Annotated in this window: 18 protein-coding genes and 1 pseudogene; 8 read left to right on the forward strand and 11 right to left on the reverse strand. The window is 48.8% G+C overall.

All coding sequences use genetic code 11. The features are described 5' to 3' along the window. The first annotated feature begins 114 nt into the window (after nucleotides 1-114). Nucleotides 115-1,083 (forward strand): pectate lyase, encoded by a 969-nt coding sequence (pelA, locus tag NYE69_RS25265; RefSeq protein ID WP_328271433.1) that lies wholly within the window; start codon nucleotides 115-117, stop codon nucleotides 1,081-1,083. Between the two features lie 97 nt (nucleotides 1,084-1,180). Here the strand turns inward: pelA and NYE69_RS25270 are convergent, their stop codons facing one another. Together NYE69_RS25270 and NYE69_RS25275 are read right to left on the reverse strand one after the other, a co-directional pair. Continuing rightward, nucleotides 1,181-1,450 carry a DUF6171 family protein gene (locus NYE69_RS25270; protein WP_340928434.1) on the reverse strand — a complete coding sequence of 90 codons (270 nt, stop codon included), beginning with the start codon at nucleotides 1,448-1,450 and terminating at the stop codon, nucleotides 1,181-1,183. A gap of 12 nt (nucleotides 1,451-1,462) precedes the next feature. Further along, a complete protein-coding gene (locus tag NYE69_RS25275; protein WP_340928436.1) occupies nucleotides 1,463-2,956 on the reverse strand; it encodes an alpha-N-arabinofuranosidase in 1,494 nt (497 codons plus the stop codon). Nucleotides 2,957-3,143: 187 nt separating this feature from the next. Between NYE69_RS25275 and NYE69_RS25280 the strand changes: the two genes are divergently transcribed. The 4 genes and pseudogenes from NYE69_RS25280 to NYE69_RS25295 form a co-directional block, all read left to right on the forward strand. Next, the gene (locus NYE69_RS25280; RefSeq protein WP_340928438.1) at nucleotides 3,144-4,052 is read left to right on the forward strand and encodes an ArsR/SmtB family transcription factor; all 909 of its coding nucleotides are present in this window, start codon (nucleotides 3,144-3,146) and stop codon (nucleotides 4,050-4,052) included. Between the two features lie 121 nt (nucleotides 4,053-4,173). After that, on the forward strand, nucleotides 4,174-4,455 hold the full coding sequence (locus NYE69_RS25285) for an ArsR/SmtB family transcription factor (protein ID WP_340928440.1): 282 nt from the start codon (nucleotides 4,174-4,176) through the stop codon (nucleotides 4,453-4,455). Nucleotides 4,456-4,523: 68 nt separating this feature from the next. After that, nucleotides 4,524-5,699: an MFS transporter gene (locus NYE69_RS25290; protein ID WP_340928441.1), complete on the forward strand. Its 1,176-nt coding sequence runs from the start codon at nucleotides 4,524-4,526 to the stop codon at nucleotides 5,697-5,699. Nucleotides 5,700-5,743: 44 nt separating this feature from the next. Beyond that, a pseudogene (locus NYE69_RS25295) lies at nucleotides 5,744-6,118 on the forward strand (sensor histidine kinase); the annotation flags it as partial. A 17-nt stretch (nucleotides 6,119-6,135) separates the two neighbouring features. On the opposite strand, the gene NYE69_RS25300 reads toward NYE69_RS25295, so the two are convergent. Together NYE69_RS25300 and NYE69_RS25305 are read right to left on the reverse strand one after the other, a co-directional pair. Next, nucleotides 6,136-6,495, reverse strand: a complete 360-nt coding sequence (locus tag NYE69_RS25300) for an ATP-binding cassette domain-containing protein (protein ID WP_340928444.1) — start codon at nucleotides 6,493-6,495, stop codon at nucleotides 6,136-6,138. Further along, nucleotides 6,480-6,761, reverse strand: a complete 282-nt coding sequence (locus NYE69_RS25305) for an ATP-binding cassette domain-containing protein (protein ID WP_340928446.1) — start codon at nucleotides 6,759-6,761, stop codon at nucleotides 6,480-6,482. The genes NYE69_RS25300 and NYE69_RS25305 overlap by 16 nt, the downstream gene beginning before the upstream one ends. 243 nt (nucleotides 6,762-7,004) lie before the next feature. Between NYE69_RS25305 and NYE69_RS25310 the strand changes: the two genes are divergently transcribed. The 3 genes from NYE69_RS25310 (at nucleotide 7,005) to NYE69_RS25320 (ending at nucleotide 10,491) form a co-directional block, all read left to right on the forward strand. Then, complete coding sequence (locus tag NYE69_RS25310; RefSeq protein WP_340928447.1) at nucleotides 7,005-7,682, forward strand: ABC transporter ATP-binding protein; 678 nt, start codon at nucleotides 7,005-7,007, stop codon at nucleotides 7,680-7,682. Continuing rightward, nucleotides 7,679-10,225 (forward strand): ABC transporter permease, encoded by a 2,547-nt coding sequence (locus tag NYE69_RS25315; protein WP_340928449.1) that lies wholly within the window; start codon nucleotides 7,679-7,681, stop codon nucleotides 10,223-10,225. The genes NYE69_RS25310 and NYE69_RS25315 overlap by 4 nt, the downstream gene beginning before the upstream one ends. A 128-nt stretch (nucleotides 10,226-10,353) precedes the next feature. Further along, the gene (locus NYE69_RS25320) at nucleotides 10,354-10,491 is read left to right on the forward strand and encodes a hypothetical protein (RefSeq protein WP_340928450.1); all 138 of its coding nucleotides are present in this window, start codon (nucleotides 10,354-10,356) and stop codon (nucleotides 10,489-10,491) included. A gap of 192 nt (nucleotides 10,492-10,683) precedes the next feature. Here the strand turns inward: NYE69_RS25320 and NYE69_RS25325 are convergent, their stop codons facing one another. The 7 genes from NYE69_RS25325 to NYE69_RS25355 all read right to left on the reverse strand — a co-directional run bounded on the left by NYE69_RS25325 (nucleotide 10,684) and on the right by NYE69_RS25355 (nucleotide 18,709). Then, nucleotides 10,684-11,352, reverse strand: a complete 669-nt coding sequence (locus tag NYE69_RS25325; protein WP_340928451.1) for a S8 family peptidase — start codon at nucleotides 11,350-11,352, stop codon at nucleotides 10,684-10,686. Between the two features lie 308 nt (nucleotides 11,353-11,660). Then, the gene (locus NYE69_RS25330) at nucleotides 11,661-12,311 is read right to left on the reverse strand and encodes a hypothetical protein (RefSeq protein WP_340928452.1); all 651 of its coding nucleotides are present in this window, start codon (nucleotides 12,309-12,311) and stop codon (nucleotides 11,661-11,663) included. Between the two features lie 212 nt (nucleotides 12,312-12,523). Next, nucleotides 12,524-14,227, reverse strand: a complete 1,704-nt coding sequence (locus NYE69_RS25335) for a ribonuclease J (RefSeq protein ID WP_316560717.1) — start codon at nucleotides 14,225-14,227, stop codon at nucleotides 12,524-12,526. 235 nt (nucleotides 14,228-14,462) lie between these two features. Then, nucleotides 14,463-15,443 (reverse strand): Rpn family recombination-promoting nuclease/putative transposase, encoded by a 981-nt coding sequence (locus NYE69_RS25340; RefSeq protein ID WP_340928454.1) that lies wholly within the window; start codon nucleotides 15,441-15,443, stop codon nucleotides 14,463-14,465. A gap of 301 nt (nucleotides 15,444-15,744) precedes the next feature. Further along, complete coding sequence (locus NYE69_RS25345) at nucleotides 15,745-16,281, reverse strand: S-layer homology domain-containing protein (protein ID WP_340930526.1); 537 nt, start codon at nucleotides 16,279-16,281, stop codon at nucleotides 15,745-15,747. A 21-nt stretch (nucleotides 16,282-16,302) separates the two neighbouring features. Next, nucleotides 16,303-16,461, reverse strand: a complete 159-nt coding sequence (locus tag NYE69_RS25350) for a hypothetical protein (protein ID WP_340928455.1) — start codon at nucleotides 16,459-16,461, stop codon at nucleotides 16,303-16,305. A 511-nt stretch (nucleotides 16,462-16,972) separates the two neighbouring features. Continuing rightward, nucleotides 16,973-18,709, reverse strand: a complete 1,737-nt coding sequence (locus NYE69_RS25355; protein ID WP_340928456.1) for an ABC transporter ATP-binding protein — start codon at nucleotides 18,707-18,709, stop codon at nucleotides 16,973-16,975. Nucleotides 18,710-18,780 lie beyond the last annotated feature (71 nt).

Genomic DNA, 18,780 nt, shown 5'->3' on the forward strand with positions numbered 1-18,780 from the left:
TTATTCTTTGTTTATTATAATGGAGTCACATAATGTAAACGCATACAATACGTGGAACTTGAGGGAGGGGTGCTCAACATATCTGCCAAACTTTCATATTAAAGGAGATGTGTGATGTTAAAAACAAAAGCAAGCAACGTATCCTTGGTATTGGCCTTAGCACTGGTTTTGACGATTTTCGGCGGATTGTCGCTGCCTTCCGCAACCGTATTCGCCGCCGATGCCAGCGGAACCACTGCGAGCATCTCGGACATTCTGAAAAACCAGCAGGCCGATGGCGGCTGGAAAAAGGATTACAAAGTAACCAGCGGGGAGTGGGCGAAGTCCACGATTGACAACAAGGCCACGTATACGGAAATAAGAAGACTAGCGGCTGAGTATGCCAAAACCAAAGACAGCAAATATTCCGCCGCAGCTATCAAAGGAATCAATTTCTTATTAAACATGCAATACACCAACGGCGGATGGCCGCAGATTTACCAAAGCTCGGGCTATCATAAACACATTACTTACAATGACAATGCCATGGTCAATGTCATGATTCTGCTTGACGAAGTTGCCAACAAGAAAGGCGACTTTTCCTTCGTAGACAGTTCTTTGGCCAATCGCAGCAAATCCGCTGTTGCAAAAGGCGTGGACTGTTTGTTAAATACTCAGGTTGTCGCTAACGGAAAGCTGACCGTTTGGGGACAACAGCATGACTCCGCCACGCTAAAACCGGCAGGGGCAAGAGCATACGAAGTTCCTTCTCTTACCGCCAGTGAAAGTGTAGGTATTGTAAAATTCTTAAAAACCAGACCGGCTACCACGCAAATTAAGGCTTCGATTCAAGCTGCGGAAAATTGGTTTAGAGCCGTTAAGATTACCGGAATCCGAATAGTAAAAACAAGCGATGACGTGATCGTTGTGGACGACCCCAGTGTAACGACTCCGATCTGGGCCCGCTTTTACGAGATCGGTACGAACAAACCTATCTTTGTAGGGCGTGATGGCGTAGTGAAGTACAAGCTCAGCGATATTGATCAAGAGAGAAGAACCGGATATGCTTGGTACGGCAACTGGCCTTCGAGCCTGGTGAATTAATCGAATTATTATAAGTAAAAGAGCTTATGCCAGCGCTGGCATAAGCTCTTTTACTGTAAAGTGACCCAATTCGCTCCGAAAACTTCTCAGTCCGCTCTTACCCCGGCCACCTGCCGCCGCCCGGCATGGGGCAGGCACGCTCCTTCAGCTTGGCGACGACCGGAACGATGCAGCCGCAAACCCGGCAGGTCGTGCCGTTCTCGAATTTAGGGCAGGCGCCGCAGGCCTTGAGCCGCTGTTCATAAACCTCATCGGGCACGCAGTGCTCCGCAGCGAACATCGGCGACGCTAAAATGCGGGCGATTTGCGCCTCGGTCACCTTGTATTCCTCCCGGCAGCCTTTGCATTCCGCCGTTTCTCCCGCCATTTTGAGCGCTCCTTAGCTTTCCGTCGTCAGTTCCAGCGTAGTGACCGACATCGGCGGCAGCGTGACCGTGAGCAGGCCGTCCTGCAGCGCAAAGCCGGAAAACGGCTGCGGCTTGACGTTGTCCGGCGCGGCAAACGTGTTGTGCGCATCGATCTTGTCCCCGGTCAGCGCCGTTCCGGCGACGGACAGCTTTTGCCCCGCCAACCCGCGGATATCCAGAATCACTTCATTTGAGTCAAGATGGCTCAGATTGCACAAGCTGATATGGATTTTGCCTTGGCTGTCCCTTGAGGCCGTGGCGGACACCGCGGGAATTTCCTCCCCATCGAAGCTGAGGCTTCCAGCGTCCAGCGTCAGGTCCAGGAATTCGGCGTCCTGATGCACCTTGTACATGTCGAAGACGTGGTACGTCGGGGTCAGGATCATTTTTTCCCCTTCGGTCAGGATCACCGCCTGGAGTACGTTCACGGTTTGGGCAATGTTGGCCATGCGCACGCGCTGATGATGTTTATGGAAGATGTTCAGCGTAAGTCCGGCGACCAGCGCATCGCGAATCGTGTTCTGCTGGTACAAAAATCCGGGATTCGTGCCCGGCTCCACGTCGTACCAGGTGCCCCACTCGTCCACGATCAGCCCGACCCGCCGCTCCGGATCGTATTTATCCATGATAACGCTGTGGCGGGTGATCAACTCGTCCATATGCAGCGCTTTCCGCATCGTCGTGAACCATTCTCGCTCCGCAAACCCCGTGGCCGGACCTTTATTCTGCCATTCTCCAGGGACCGTGTAATAATGCAACGTAAGCGAATCCATGAAGCGGGCCGCTTCCCGCATCAAGACCTCCGTCCAGTTGTAATCGTCCGAATTCGGTCCGCAGGCAATCCGGTGAATTTTGTTGTCGCCGTAGTTGCGCACGTATGTCTGATAACGCCGATATACGTCGGCGTAATACTCCGGACGCATGTTTCCGCCGCAGCCCCAGTTTTCGTTGCCGACCCCGAAGTAGGTCACTTTCCACGGCTCTTCCCGCCCGTTCTCCGCACGCAGCAGCGACATTGGGGATTCGCCGCCGAACGTCAAATATTCCACCCATTCCGACATCTCTTGAACGGTTCCGCTGCCTACGTTGCCGTTGATATAAGGCTCGCATTCCAACTGGCGGCACAGCTCCATGAATTCATGGGTGCCGAAATGATTGTTTTCTACGACCCCGCCCCAGTGGGTGTTGACCATCCGCTTTCTGTCTGCGCGCGGGCCGATTCCGTCCTTCCAATGGTATTCGTCGGCAAAACAGCCTCCTGGCCAGCGCAGCACCGGGATTTTAATGTTTTTAAGCGCTTCCACAACGTCCCTGCGTATCCCGTTCGTATTTGGAATCGGCGAGTCCTCCCCGACCCAAATCCCTTCATAAATGCATCTGCCCAAATGCTCGGAAAAATGGCCGTAAATGTTCCGGTTGATCGTTCCTTGCCCCACATCGGCGTTAAGTACACCCTTCAGCGTCATCGGTCGTTTCACTCCTTAATTAATATTTATATTAATTAGTTTATATACTACAAACTCATTATAGTCGCACATTGCAACCAACGTCAATCATATTCCAGGAAAATCACCCGATTCATTTTGAGTATTGTAAACCATTCGACTTTTAAGTAATATACATATTAATTAAATCGAAAAGGGCGGAAACACGATGAAACTCGATCTAACGGAAAAATCTTTGCCCGTTTACGAAGCGTTAGCCAGCCCCGTGCGGCTGCATATTTTGCGTTTATTGGCCGAGCGGCCGATGAACGTGAAGGAACTGGCCGGCGCCGTCCACTTATCCAGCGCCATCATGACCATGCACGTGCGCAAGCTTAGTGAAGCGGGCTTGATCGCCACGCAAATGGCCCCGGGCAAAAGCGGGCTGCAAAAAATCTGCTCCCTGGCCGCCACTTCGCTTGAAATTCTTTTTCCGGCCGAACAAGCCGCAACCCGCCAAAGCCATCGGACCGAAATTCCGATCGGGCATTACTCCGATTTCCATATCGAGCCTACCTGTGGCCTGGCCACGACCAGCCATATTATAGGGAGCTTTGACGATCCCCGGTATTTCTGGGATCAGGAACGGATCCATGCCGCCATCCTGTGGTTCGGCAAAGGCTATATCGAATACAAATGCCCGAATTTCCTGCTGTCGAGCCAGCGGCCCCGCGAGCTCTTGATCATGATGGAAATCGCCTCGGAAGCGCCCGGCGTCAACAACAACTATCCGTCCGACATTACGTTTGCCCTAAATGAGGTCAAGCTCGGAACTTGGACGAGTCCGGGAGATTACGGCGATCAGCGGGGAAGATTCACCCCCGATTGGTGGCCGCAATATACGAACCAATACGGGCTGTTGAAGCAGTTGCGCGTCACGGATGAGGGGACTTATATGGATGGCGTTAAGCTATCCGGCGTTACGCTGAACGACGTCGATATCCGGCGCAAGCAATGGACGCTAAGGATCTCCGTGGAAGACGATGCTCTGCATCAGGGTGGGGTTACACTGTTTGGCAAAAGCTTTGGCAACTATGACGAGCATCTGGTGGTGGAGTTGGTATATGCGGATGCTTGAAATTAGGGGGGCGAAAACACCGAATTCCAGGAAGCACGCCCCCTTTACTTTTAAGTAACGCAATGCTAATATAGATTTCGACAGTTATAGAACTGCAGAACATGTGGAAAGGAGACTATAAATGGGGCAGCTTCAAGAAGATATCGGGCAAGCGGTAAAAGTGTATAAAGCTTTGGGGGAACCCACCCGGCTGAAAATCGCTTTATTGCTTGCGAAAGAGGATTATTTATGCTTCACCGCAGTCGGCGAAAGACTTGGATCGGTTGCCGGTTCAACGCTATCGCATCATCTGAAGCAATTGACGGACTCCGGCTTGATTGATTTTCGCAAGGACGGATCGTTTATTTACTATAGCGTCAATCGGGAAATGGCGGAGAAATACGCCCCTTATTTATTGTCGTAATTTTTTTTTAATCATGATTTCTATAGTTCTAGAAGTGTGAAAATAAAATGAATAAGGAGAGGAACCACATGAGGAACTCATGGAAAATTTATGTGCTGGCCATTGTCAGCTTTTTGGTCGGAACTTCGGAATTCGTTATCGCCGGCATATTGGATATGGTCGCAAGCGATATTGGGGTATCGGTAGCGGCGGCCGGGCAGCTCATTAGCGTCTACTCGCTTGCTTATGCGATCGGAACTCCCATTCTAATTGCACTCACGGCTAGAATGGATCGAAGAAAACTGATGCTGGCGGCCCTAGCGTTATTTTTCGCAGGCAACGTCATTACCGTCACAACGACTGGTTTCGCCATGCTGTTCGGGGCGAGAATTATTTTGGCGATAAGCACAGGGGTATTTATGGTCGTCGCCCTGACCGTTTCGACCAAGATCGCTCATCCCGGCAAGCAAGGCAGCGCCATCGCTACCGTTCTTCTGGGCTTTAACCTCGCGCTCATTCTCGGGGTTCCGCTGGGGAGGATTATTGCTGGTACTTATGATTGGAAACTGATCTTTACGGGTATCGGAGTACTTAGCCTGATCGCGATGTTTGTTCTTTTGCTGGCGATCCCCAAAGCGCAGGGAGATGCTCCCGTTCCGATTCGTGAACAACTTTCCTTACTGAAAAGTCCCCGAATCTCCGTGGCTTTGTCCATCAGTTTTTTCTGGATATTCGGATACACGATTCTCTACACCTATATCTCGCCGTTCCTTCTGACGATTACGGGAATGAGCGAACAAATGGTAAGCATCGCTTTGTTTGCCTTCGGGTTGGCCAGTCTCCTTGGCTCCCAAGTTGGCGGCTACGGCGCGGATAAATGGGGAATCCCCCGCACGATAATCGGAGGCTTGCTTTTTCACACCGGTGTCTTATTTTTACTGGCGGCGTTCCCCCATTCGTCTATCCTCGTACTGCCTTTGCTGATGTTATGGGCCTTTTTCGCTTGGTCGACAGGACCGGTCCAGCAAGTTTTCCTAATCGGCATGGCGCCGGAGGCTTCGGGGATCGTCCTAAGCTTGAACACATCCATCGTACAGTTGGGGATGGCCGCGGGGGCCGTCATCGGCGGCATTATTGTGGAAGGGATGTCCCTTGCCGCGGTCGGTTGGCTCGGCGGGGTTGGCGTGGCAATTGCCTTGATCCCGGCGATGCTCGCTTTGTCCCTGCGTTCGCGGGCTGCAGCAGAGACACAAAAACTAAGCTAACAGCACATCGGAAGTTTAATAAGCCGGCCAGAACATTATAAAACATTATGGCAGATACGGCCATCCATGCCCGCTTCGATTTGAAATGGACCGCGGAGGCCGTCTATAACGTTGTCGATAACGCCGTAAAATACACGGATAAGGGAGGAAGCATCGTCGTTCGGGTTATTGAGTACGAGTTATTCTGCCGGATCGATATTACCGATACCGGAATAGGAATTGCCGAGGAAGAACAGACAAAGATATTCAAACGCTTCTATCGCTCCTCCGTTGTACAGATGCAGGAAGGCGTCGGTATCGGATTGTTTTTAACCAGGGAGATTTTAACTGCCGAAGGAGGATATATTCGGGTGAAATCAAACTTGGGGAGCGGTTCTACCTTTTCGATCTTTCTCCCTATCGACAAATTTTCAGCATAAGAATTGTAATGCATAACTTAAGCACTCAACATGATTTTATTAAATTTGCTCTCCAAATCCCTATCGTGCGTAATTAATATTATGGTATGGTCTGGCTTAAGTTCTTCCAATATCGCCATAAAATTTTGTTTGACAATGCGATCTAAATTTGCAGTTGGCTCATCAAAAATGAGGACCTCTTTATTGACAAAAATGTTCCGTAAAATCGCAATAATCTGCTGCTGGCCGCCTGACAAAGAAAAATTCTTTCCGATGATTTGGTCGTTGCCATGCTCCTGGATAAATTTCTTGGTATCCAATAAATCAATATAATCATTTAACCGCTCGATAGGGATCCCTTGTTTTCCTAAAGTGATATTATTCATAATTGTATCCATATACATTCAGATTCCTGAAAACAAATGCCTATTTTACCGTTCACCTCTTCCCGCTTCCATCTTCTCAGCTCTTTCCCATCCAGCAAAATATCACCTGTATAATTACAATTGATCTTGGTCAGTAATTTCAGCAGCGTACTTTTCCCCGCTCCATTACGTCCGGATAGGCAAAAAATATCACTGTTATCAATGGAGAAGCTAACATTCGTTAACACATCTTGCACCCCGTTATAACTGTAACTTACGTTTCTGAATTCTAAATGCATAATTGATCCACCTCTAAATAAAAAGTATTGTTTATTTTACTGTTTAAATAGCCCCCTCTCCTTGTTCATGACATCATGCACCATTTTTCTGTCATAAAATACATTTTCAACTGTTTCTGCATCGACGGATCAAGTTCTTTCAAGACTGTTAGATCTTAGAAAGATTGTGGAAAGATGAGTATGGTAAGGTCTGTATTGTAGCTGATGACCACAATACAGACCTTATTATTTGGAAGAGAGCCGATGAAGATATTAGAAACCGATAATCTGAAGAAATTTTATGGTAGTGATGAGACTGCCGTTCATGCTTTGGACGGTGTGAACCTCGAGGTGGAACATGGGGAATTTGTCGCCATCGTCGGCACGTCCGGCAGCGGCAAATCTACTTTGCTGCATATGCTGGGTGGTCTGGACCGGCCGACAAGCGGAAACGTCAAAGTGGACGGCAAGAACATCTTTTCGCTTAAAGATGAAGAGTTGACCATTTTCCGCAGACGAAAGATCGGATTCGTCTTTCAAAATTATAATCTGGTGCCTGTCTTGAATGTGTACGAAAATATTGTACTCCCTATTGAATTGGACGGGAAACAAGCGGATAAAGGTTATTTGGACAAAATTGTAAATACGCTGGGACTTGAGAATAAACTAAACAATTTGCCGAACAATCTTTCCGGAGGACAGCAACAGCGCGTAGCTATTGCCAGGGCGCTGGCGGCAAAGCCTGCTATTATTTTAGCCGACGAGCCTACCGGGAACCTGGACAGCAAGACCAGCATGGATGTCATGGGCCTTATTAAGGTGTCCAGCCAACAGTTTCGCCAAACGATAGTGATGATTACCCACAACGAGGAAATCGCCCAAATGTCAGACCGCATCATTCGCATTGAGGACGGTAAATTGATTGGCGGTGCGGCCGGATGATCAAAGTAAAAAATAAAAAAGTCATCCGTAAGCTGGCAGATAAAAGCTATAAAGTCAATAAAACGAGAAATCTCATCGCCATCTTAGCGATAGCTCTTACTTCGTTGTTATTTACGGCGTTATACACCATGGGGCTAGGCGCTGTGGACAGCATGCAGCGGACCACGCTGCGGCAGGCTGGCGGGGATGGTCATGCTATACTCAAATATATCGATGATGAGGTATTCGCGAAGGTTAAGGATCACCCTTTGATCAAAGAAATCGCGTATAGACGTCTCTTGTGCGACGGTGTTATGAACAAGGAATTTCTAAAACGCCAAACGGAGTTTTGGTATTACGATGATGCAGCGTTAAAGCTCGGATTCATTAAGCTGGCTGGTGGTCATAAGCCTATAGCCGAAAATGAAGTGATCGCTGATACCGAGACGTTGCAGTTGCTAAAGGTTCCCTTAAAGGTTGGCGCGCCTTTAACCCTGCAGCTTGACATTCGCGGAAAACAGGTTGAACGCCAGCTTATCCTATCTGGTTGGTGGAAGAGTGACCCGATGTTTAATGCGGGACAAATCTACGCCTCCAAAGCCTATCTGGATGCGCATCACGCTGAATTGCAAAGTACGTATAAGAAAGATAAATTCAATACGGGTACCATTCACCCCTATATCATGTTCAGCAATAGTCTTGATTTACGAAACAAACTCAATAAAGTGATCACCGAAAGCGGATTTTCCCTAGATGAAGATGCTGCAAACTATGTCGAGAGTAATGTGAATTGGGCGTACCTTGCAGCCAATTTCGGTAATACGGATCCTGGACTCATATTTGCGCTCATTTTAATGCTGCTGCTGATCATGTTTACCGGATATTTGATTATTTATAACATTTTTCAAATCTCGGTGATACGGGATATCCGTTTTTACGGCCTCCTGAAGACGATCGGCACCAGCGGCAGACAGATCCGCCAGATTATTCGCCGACAAGCCTTACTCCTGTCGGTTCTCGGCATCCCCCTTGGCTTAATCTTCGGGTATATGGTGGGAAAGTCGCTTGTTCCACTGATTATCAACAACACGATCGTAGCCGGTACGAAAGCATCGGTATCTCCGAGTCCATGGATTTTTATATTGGCCGCGCTGTTTACACTTATAACGGTGTTTATTAGTACCCATAAGCCGGGCAAGATGGCCTCAAGCGTGTCACCGGTCGCAGCGACGAGATATGTAGACAGAAGTCCCGGGAACAAGGCCATACCGAAAAAATATACGCGCGGAGTAAGTATGCGCAGCATGGCCTGGGCCAATCTGGGACGAAGTAAAAAACGTACTCTTCTGGTCGTTATCAGTTTGTCCTTAAGCCCTGTACTCTTGAACACCGCGTTTGCCCTCTCGGAAAGTATAGATATAAATAAGTATTTGTCGTCCAAGTTCGGCGACACGGACTTTCTGATTGGACATGCGGATTTGTTTAAACAGAAGTTTGTGGGGCAAGAAAACGGAACTTCCGAAAGGTTTATTCAAGAGGTTCAAGATCAACGGGGTTTTGAAGAAGGCTGCCGGTTGTATGGCGGTCGAGAAGTATTGACGGTTGATAAATCAAAGCCCACTGCAGAAATGACCGATGGAGTTGATGCTTACGGCAACTACATTGCTCAGGTATACGGACTTGAAAAATTGTGTCTGGGCTATCTGCAAATCATTGACGGTGAACTTGATTTCAACAAATTAGCTTCAGGCAGGTACATTTTGGAGGGAGTTGATCTCGATGACTATGGCAAACCAAAATGGGAACGAGTGAAATACAAAGTAGCTGAAAAAGTTTCGCTTCATAAATTTATGGGAACCAAGGAAGCTCCACTAGACCAAGGTTATAAAACCTTTAACTTTACAGTACTTGGTCACGTTGCTATGAAAGAATACTCCAATTCTGATAACAGGGCAATGGACTATAGCTTTTATCTCCCGGCAGATATCTACAAGACATTAACAAGGAAACAAACGGTGATGAGTTATGCCTTTAATGTATCTTCCAACGAAGAAACGAATATGGAAAACTTCTTGAAAAGTTACACCAAGATAACAGAACCGTTAATGGACTATCGGTCCAAATTTACCGTATTAAATGAAGTATCGGGAATGCAAACCACGGTGAGGATGATTGGCGGCACGCTTAGCCTGATCATTGGTCTGATAGGTATTCTGAATTTTATAAATGCAATTTTAACCAGCATTATCACCCGGCAGCAGGAATTGGCCATGTTGCAAAGTATCGGTATGACCAAACGGCAATTACGCAGCATGCTGGCTTTTGAAGGACTTTATTATGCAGTTGGCACAAGCTTGCTCTCTATCCTGTTAGCCATCATATCTTCAATATTTATTGTAAGACCTATCAGTGACATGATGTGGTTTTTTAGCTACCATTTTGTTATTTGGCCTGTACTAGCTGTATTGCCTATATTGTTTGCTCTCGGCTGCCTCATTCCATTAGCGGCCTATTCTTCGAACAACAAACGAAGTATTGTGGAGCAGCTCCGGCTGGCAGAATAAAGTTAGTTAGCTATTACAGAAAAACCGCTTTTTATTACAATTATATTTTTTTATAGGATTTTGATTTTATGCTGTTTTTAGTTAACTATGCATCTGATATATTCATTAAATTAAAGGGAGTGTGTAAAATGGAAAAATTAGAACTTTTAGAAGCAGAAGAATTTGACATGTCAATCCAAGCTATTTGCGACCCGGATGATTGTAATCATGATTGTGCTCCTAGTGGAAATAATGATTGTGGCGCTTGGTGGACAGGCGGATTTTAATCTTAGAATGGGTCTTAGGATCATTTAAAAAGTATAGACAATTCTAAATAGTAAAACTCAGATGCATAGTTAACTTTTATTTCCGAATTCTAAATTCATGGTTAGTCCACCTCTTCGGCGTTCATAATTAACTCTACTCTGTCGATGGACACTTTCGCCTGTTTCCAGCCTGCAACGTAGTTGGTCACAGCTTTAATCGGTCCTATAATTCCGTTCGCAGTTCCCTTTAACACCGTGAATTAACTTTAAGCTCATTCCGACACAGAGTGCGTTTGCTTTGGAAGTCCCTTTAAAAAAAGCAAACCTGTTGGCAAGCGTATATACAAATAAAGGAGAATCATCAAATACCGCCTGAATTGCTTTACTGGCAGAAAAAGAAAATAATTCGTTGGAGAGGAGTGCTTGTCCCGCTACACCGATTACAGAAGGCAAACTAGCGGGATAACTGCTTCGGCTATCATTTTTTACAGACACAAAAACGAATTTATTTTGGTCTACTAACTGTCTTGTAATATCAAACAGTTCCTGACGGTACGCCGCAGTCGTAACTGCCAAGCTTACACAAATGTACTTGATATTTAGCGAAAGACATTTAAGTAAAGCTCTCTGCAAAAGAGAAGTGCTGGTTTTCCCTTCCGAATTCGCTATTTTAATCACATAAAACTGAGCTTCATTATAAACTTGCAAGATCGTATCCGCGCACATCGTTCCATGACCATTGTCGTCTTGATAGAGATGATCTTCGAGGATTTGCTGATTTGAACAGCTAAACCCGGTTCCTCCTATGATATGCTTGTTTAAATTACGATTGTTCATATCAATTCCCGTATCAATGACTACTACCTGTCTCATATCGTACATGAATTGACACCTGACCTATTAAATATGTGAAACGCTATAACTAAATTATCACTTTTCCCCAAAGTATTTTTTATATGTCATAAAAACATGCTTATGTGATACAAATAACACCATAGTTCCACTACCAGCTTAAAACCCAATAATAAAGCCGAACCATGCTGGGGCAAGAGTTAACCCCAAATGGATCGACCTAAAATGTTCTATAACTCAGTTATGTTTTTCCAAGGGAAATATTACCCCCCACCCCATTCTCCCAAACCGTGGTTCCGCCGGATGGAGGCGTAAGCCCAACGATGCCGGCGCCCAAACTAATCACCAACGCGAAGGCCAGAACCCATTTCCGCATCTTTTAACACCACTCCCATCAATGTTTCATAATCTTTCAGCTGCTGAGCCGAAGCCTGTCCCCTATGCTGCTCAAACCAAGGAACCATCTTGAAGAAATGCTCCTTATTGTTGAGGGAAATCGCATAACCTAAGGCATATAACAACTTCTCCAGCCCGGCGGCGATCTCTTTGCGGCGAAAATGGTAAATCGCCAGCTGATAAATCAAATCGAGATAACGATCCTTGTTGACCAGCGGAACATAGTAATTACCGGACCGGTTATATAAATTCGTATTAACGGGAAACTCTTTTAATACATCGTCTATCGAAAAGTTGTTCATATTCGCCGCTTCGACGATGATCCGCAAGCTAGGGAGAATTTCATGCGGATGTTTTTTTAGGAACGCCACGTATTCCGGGAGAATCGCTTCGTTGCCGTTCAATACCTCCAAATTGTACCTGTTCGCTTTGGCCCAGATTTTAAACTTCGCCACCTCTGCCCGGCCGGTGTCGTTTAAGCCCTCGAACCAGCTTAGATCCTCATAGCCGTCAACGCAATCCAGCGCTTCGCCGTATTTGCCCTGGTGCTCCCGCGCCGATCCTTTAAGCAAAAAGCTTTGGCCGTAGTACACGACCAGTTCGCGCTCCGCTCTGAATCCTTCAAAAAAACTCGGTTTTTAATGGAATCCAACTGGCTGCTGATTATCGAACGTATAGTGGATATATTCGTCATCCCCTCTCGCCCTCCCGCCCCATATTTTTACACATTATACGAAACTATGAATCAGGGGTCGATTTAAAAAAAGAACCTCCCTGATTCGGGAAGCTCCTGTCAACCTGGATTTTATACCTCCAAAATGGAAGGCATGATATGCGGCGTTCGGCCAACCTCTTTCATAAAATACCTCCGCATCACCTGCTGAGTCGCACGCAGCCAGGCTTTGCGGTCATATTCCTTGTCGCGCATCCGGTTCAGGCTCCGCTTCAGCTGTGCCTCAGCCCGCCGCAACAGTGGTCTGGCATCCTGCATATAGACGAAACCGCGCGTCACGATGTCGGGTCCCGCCAAAATCTGCCTTGTGTTCCGGTCCACCGTCATGACCACGATCACGATACCTTCCTGAGCCAATTCCATCCGCTCGACCAGCAGTTCGTCTTCGAAGGTGCGCATCTCTCCGTTGCTGATGAACACTTCGCCGGACGGGATCGTTTTACCCCGTTTGGCCCGGTTGCGGAACACCGACAGCGTGTCGCCGATGTTCAGGATAAACACGCGGTCCTCGGGAATGCCCGTCTGCAGCGCCAAATTGCGATGGTTTAGCAGCATGCGGTATTCGCCGTGAATCGGAATGAAATATTTCGGCCGGATAAAGCTAAGCATCAGCTTCAAATCTTCCCGGTTGCCATGACCGGACGTATGGATATCGAAAATCGAGCCGTAAATGACATGTGCCCCGGCCCGCAGCAGCGCGTCGATGCTCCGGTTGATGTTCGGCGCATTACCCGGAATTGGGGATGAAGAATAAATCACCGTGTCCCCGGGATAAACCTGCACATGGCGATGAGCGCCCGAGGCGATCCGGCTTAAGGCAGCATTGGGTTCGCCTTGGCTGCCCGTGCATACGATCAAAATCTGCCGGTCCTCAAACCGGTCGATATGCTTCACATCAACCAGCATGCCTTCCGGTACGCGAATATACCCCAGTTCCTGTCCGATGGCAAATACTTTCTCCATGCTGCGGCCGATGACGACAATCTTCCGGTTGCACAGCGCCGCCGCCTCCACGACCTGCTGAAGCCGATGGACGTTGGACGCAAACGTGGCGAACAAAATCCGCCCTTTGCAGCCGCGGAACGAATCCAGAATCGCGTCGCCGACGCGGCGTTCGGAAGGAGTGAACCCTTCCTTCTCGCTGTTGGTGCTGTCGGCCAGCAGCGCCAGCACGCCTTCCCCGCCGACGCTGGCCATTTTGAACAGATCGGCCGGACGGTCCTCCGGCGTAAAGTCGAACTTAAAATCCCCCGTGTGCACGACGGAGCCGTAAGGCGTATCAACCACGATGCCAAACGCATCGGGAATACTGTGCGTCGTCCGGAAAAAATGCACGGCCAAATGGTTAAACTTAAAGCGATCATCCTCATGAAAAACATGCAACTCCGCCTCGCCCTGCAGCCGGTACTCTTCCAATTTCGCCTTGACTAGGCCAATCGTCAGCGGCCCGCCGTAAATCGGAATCTGCAGCTGGCGAAGCACAAAGGGAATGGCCCCGATATGGTCTTCATGACCATGCGTCAAAAAAAGCCCTTTCATTTTATGTTTGTTATCAATCAAATAACGAATATCCGGAATAATGCAGTCGATGCCCGAAAGCCGGGAATCCGGAAATTTAAGGCCGGCGTCAATCAGGACGATTTCATCCCTATATTCGATGCCGTACATGTTTTTGCCGATTTCGCCGATGCCGCCAAGCGAAAAGATACGGACGGGCGGCGGAGACGATTTGGAACGCCGGTTTGTTTTTGCTGGTTTATTTGCTGCTACATTCATTAGATCGTTAATCCTCTCTGAAGGGTTCATTCTTCGTAAGCATTCATACAAAATTATACTGAATAATGGGCATAATAACTATTTAAATTTTTCTCGTGGCGGTAAAGGCGATTAGGAGTTGTTCCATTTTCAATGGAATTAATACACCAGCAGCTTGCCTTTCGGTCATCAGAACCCTTGATTGCAAACAGAAATAGACCGTTACCTTGAGCGGAACGGTCTATTTCCGTTTGGTTCATTTTATATGGCTTGTTTTCTTCAACTTCACTACCTGCTCTTCAGACAACCCCGTAACCTTAACCACCAGCGATATATCCATTCCCTCGCGAAGCATATTAAGCGCTGCCTTTTCCATGCCCACGGCTATCCCTTGTTCAATCCCTTTCTCTATACCTTCCTCCATACCTTCTTTCAAACCTTCCTCGTATCCCAAACGACTCCACGCGGGCATCAGTTTCATAATAGATTCACCTTCCTCCGGGTATTGTTCCTTCAACTCTTCTAGCAACCGCTTGTCCTGCTCGGGATCGGTATTGAAATACTGATCCGCCACCGACATGATCAGGGCCATTCGCGCATCATCCAGCTTTCCTTGCAGCCGTAAAATCATCCGTAAATACGCCAGGCGTATTTCTCGCTCTTCTCCCTTAGTATAGCCCATTTTCGCCAGCAGCGCAGCAGCCACCGGATTGCCGGAATCGATAAATTGCCGCCAGGGTTGCTTCCGCAGCACCACCTTCATAAATTCAAACCGCAAAATCGGCTGCTGCGGCGTGCTCATCTCCAGCGTATTTTTCTCCTCCCTGACCTCGTCCGCCGTAAAGACGGCAATGGGAATAATGAGTTTATATTCCTTCCGATGCCGCTCAAACAAACGGCTGAAATAGATGAACATTCGCTCATGGAAGTCGTTCTCCCGGTAGGATTGCGGCTCGATGTGGATCAGTATGTAGGTATCCAACTCCAAATATCTCGTCTCCAGCAGCAGATCCAGCGTCCGCTTTTCCCCGCCAACGATATCCACAAGCAGCTCCTGCATCAAAAATCGAGTATGGCGATGATCGAGGAGCTTGTCCAGTTCAGGAAAGAACAGTTCGATAAACTCCGCAAAAAAGGTTTGCAATAGCTTCTTGAACGCTTCATCATGCGGAGTGAATGGCCTGCCTTCCGGCCATCTTGCTTTCTCTTCTTTTACCGCTAGTTCAAAAGCACTCATGTGTAATCCTTCCTTTCCCAGTAATGGGGCAATTTCGCAACAAAAAAGCACACCGCCATAGCGTCCCAAAGACGCCAGCAAGTGTGCTTCACTTTTTCGTTCCATAGTTATAAGTAAACTATACCACCGATCAGGATCGGAAAGCAATGTTGTTTTCGTGCCGAAATATACCCGCATGGGCATTTTTTTATTTTCGGCACAATGCGAAATTGAGGATTCGCAGTTCTTAATTACAGGAGGAATTTTACATCCCATCGCTGCCAGTGAAGCAAAAAAGCCGGGCAAGTGCCCGGCTTATCCCTTACTTCTCAAACGTCAGTTCCCGTATCATCCGATTGAGCACGGCGGCGCTCTCGCCTCTTGTGGTGTTCGACTTCGGCGCGAACCGCTTGCGGCTGTCGCCGTTTACGATATCAAGCCCGCTCAAGACCTGAACCGCTTCTTCGGCCCAAGCATCGATCTCGGCCCCGTCGGCGAAAGCGGCTTGCGGAGCGCTGCCGCGCTGGTATCCAGCGTATTCAAGCGCCTTGAATACCATCACGGCCATCTCTGCGCGCGTGATCGTCCGATCCGGTCTAAACATGCCGTCCGCATATCCGCCCACGATGCCGGCCTTTACCGCCGCCTGGATTGGACCGGCGTGCCAGTCGGACGCCGCTACATCCCTGAAGGAGCTCGCCGCAGCCGAATCGGCTAGCCCCAAAGCTCTCACGATCAGCGCCGCAAATTCGGCCCGCGTGACCGGAGCATCCGGCACGTAGGTTTGCTGCGTGCGCCCGGTAGCGATCATCTTGGCAGCCAGGGATTCGACGTCCGCCTTGGACCAGTGGGAGGCAATATCCCGGAACGTGGTCGCATTCTAGGTCACCAGATAAGTCCCATTCGCCTGGCTGTAGATATCGATCTGCCGCCCGTTCGCCTTAAACGGTACCGGCATGTAACCACCGCCGCCGTCCAGACGCACTACCGCAAGCGAAGCGGATGAACCAGGCTGCTCCAGCAATATCGACCGTTTCACGTAGGATGCATACTCATTCAGCGCCACGGGTATGGTGGAACGAAAGTTATATGCCCATTTTGCAACGGACATGAAGCTATTCATTATTTTGGCTATTTTCTTGGTTATCAATGGAATAGCATTGGCGATTAATAAGTTAAAGCTCATTAGGGTTTGAACAAATTTGTGAAGTGCAATTGAGGTATAAGATTCGATATGCTAAGATAACAATAGAAACAAGGAGGCTGCGCCACAGCCTCCCCGGTACAAACACTTGGGTGGGAAACCTCCAGTTCAAGCTGAAAATGACCCGTTCCCCTAGCGCTAACCTGGGCGGGTTATTTTCGTTTGTTCAGATAGGTGAGCAATGCGAGGATAAACATTCCAAGCATGAGCACTTCCGAAAACGAAAATTTCATACGCATCACCTCCGATCTGGAGGCAATACTTTCCCAACCCAAGTTCAGTTGTACAAGCTGAATTATATCATACGAGCCTGCGATTGCGCAGGCTCATTTGTTAGTCAGTTCCTTTAGCCGGACAACGCCACCCAATGCCCCTCGGACACCTCAACGAGCTTGGAATGCTCGACATCGTATTTAACCGTTTCCGCAGGGTCATCGGCAAGCTCCCGCTTTTTGCGGGCTTCGAGCTTCGGGTCCGGCACCGGAATGGCGGCCAAAAGCGATTTCGTATATTCGTGCTGCGGATTGGCATACAGCTCCTCGCTTTCGGCCAGCTCCACGATTTTGCCCATATACATCACCGCCACGCGGTCGCTGATATGCTTAACCATCGAAAGATCGTGGGCGATAAATAAATAAGTCAGGCCCAACCGCTGCTGTAGCTCCTCCAACAGCTTGACCACCTGGGCTTGAATAGACACGTCAAGCGCGGAAAGCGGCTCATCGCAAACGATAAACTTGGGTTCCACCGCCAAGGCGCGGGCAATCCCGATTCTTTGCCGCTGCCCCCCGGAGAACTCATGAGGATAACGCCGGGCAAAAGCGGGATCAAGCCCAACCATATCCAGCAGTTCCCCTACCCTTTTCCTCCGTTCGGCCCGGCTGCCCGCCAGCCGGTGAACATCGAGGGCCTCCCCGATAATATCTTCTACTTTCAGCCGGGGACTGAGCGAGGCATAAGGGTCCTGAAAAATCATTTGCATATAACGGCGCATCGTTTTCATTTCGGCGGGAGACAACCGGTTAACCGGAATTCCCTGGTAGTACACATTCCCGCCCGTCGGCTGATGCAAGCGCAGGATGGCCCGTCCGGTCGTCGACTTGCCGCTCCCCGATTCCCCGACCACGCCAAGCGTTTCCCCTTCCTGGATCTGAAAGCTAATGTCGTCAACCGCTTTTAAAATCGTCCCTTTGCCCAAGTCAAAATATTGCTTCAAAGATTTAACCTCAAGCAAAGGCAGGGCGCTGCCCGCCCCCGCGGATACGAGCGGGGCCGGCTTCGGCTTCTTCTTCTCGCCAAGGCGCGGCAGCGCGTTCAGCAGCTTCAGGGTATACGGATGGCGCGGCTGGGCGAAAATTTCTTCCACCGTTCCGCTTTCCACAATCTCGCCGTCCTTCATCACCACGACCCGATCGCACATCCCGGCCACAACGCCCAAATCATGCGTAATCAAAATAATCGAGGTCCCGAACCGCTCCTGCATCGTTTTCATCAAACTTAAAATTTGCGCCTGAATAGTGACATCCAGCGCCGTCGTAGGTTCATCGGCGATAAGCAGCGCGGGACGGCAGGCGAGGGCGAGGGCGATCATCACGCGCTGGCGCATCCCCCCGGAGAACTCATGGGGATACTGTTCATACCGCAGCTCGCTATGACGTATGCCTGCCAGCTTCAGCAATTCGATCGCTTCTTCCTTCGCTTCCTTGCGGGACAATTTCCGGTGCTTGATCAGGCTTTCGGAAATTTGCTCGCCGATTTTGAGCGTCGGATTCAACGAGGTCATCGGGTCCTGAAAGATCATGCCCATGTCGCGGCCGCGAATGCTTTCCATCTCTTTTTCCGAGTAATCGGCCAGATTGTTCCCCAGAAAAATAACATCCCCTTCTTGTACGTATGAAGGAGGGGAAGCCAGCAGCCGCATGACGGAACGGGCGGTGACGCTTTTCCCGCTGCCGGATTCGCCGACAATGCCCAGCGTCTCTCCTTTTCCCACCTCGAAGCTGACCCCGCGCACGGCTTGCACCTCCTGATCGCGCGTCCGAAAAGTAACCGAGAGATTGTTGACCCGCAATATGGATTCCATTTTCCGCAACACCTTCCAGTTTAAATCATAAAAATCAATCATTGACATCAAAAACAAGCTTACCTAATATA

The organism is Paenibacillus sp. FSL R5-0527 (genome assembly GCF_038008055.1).
GTDB lineage: Bacteria > Bacillota > Bacilli > Paenibacillales > Paenibacillaceae > Fontibacillus > Fontibacillus macerans.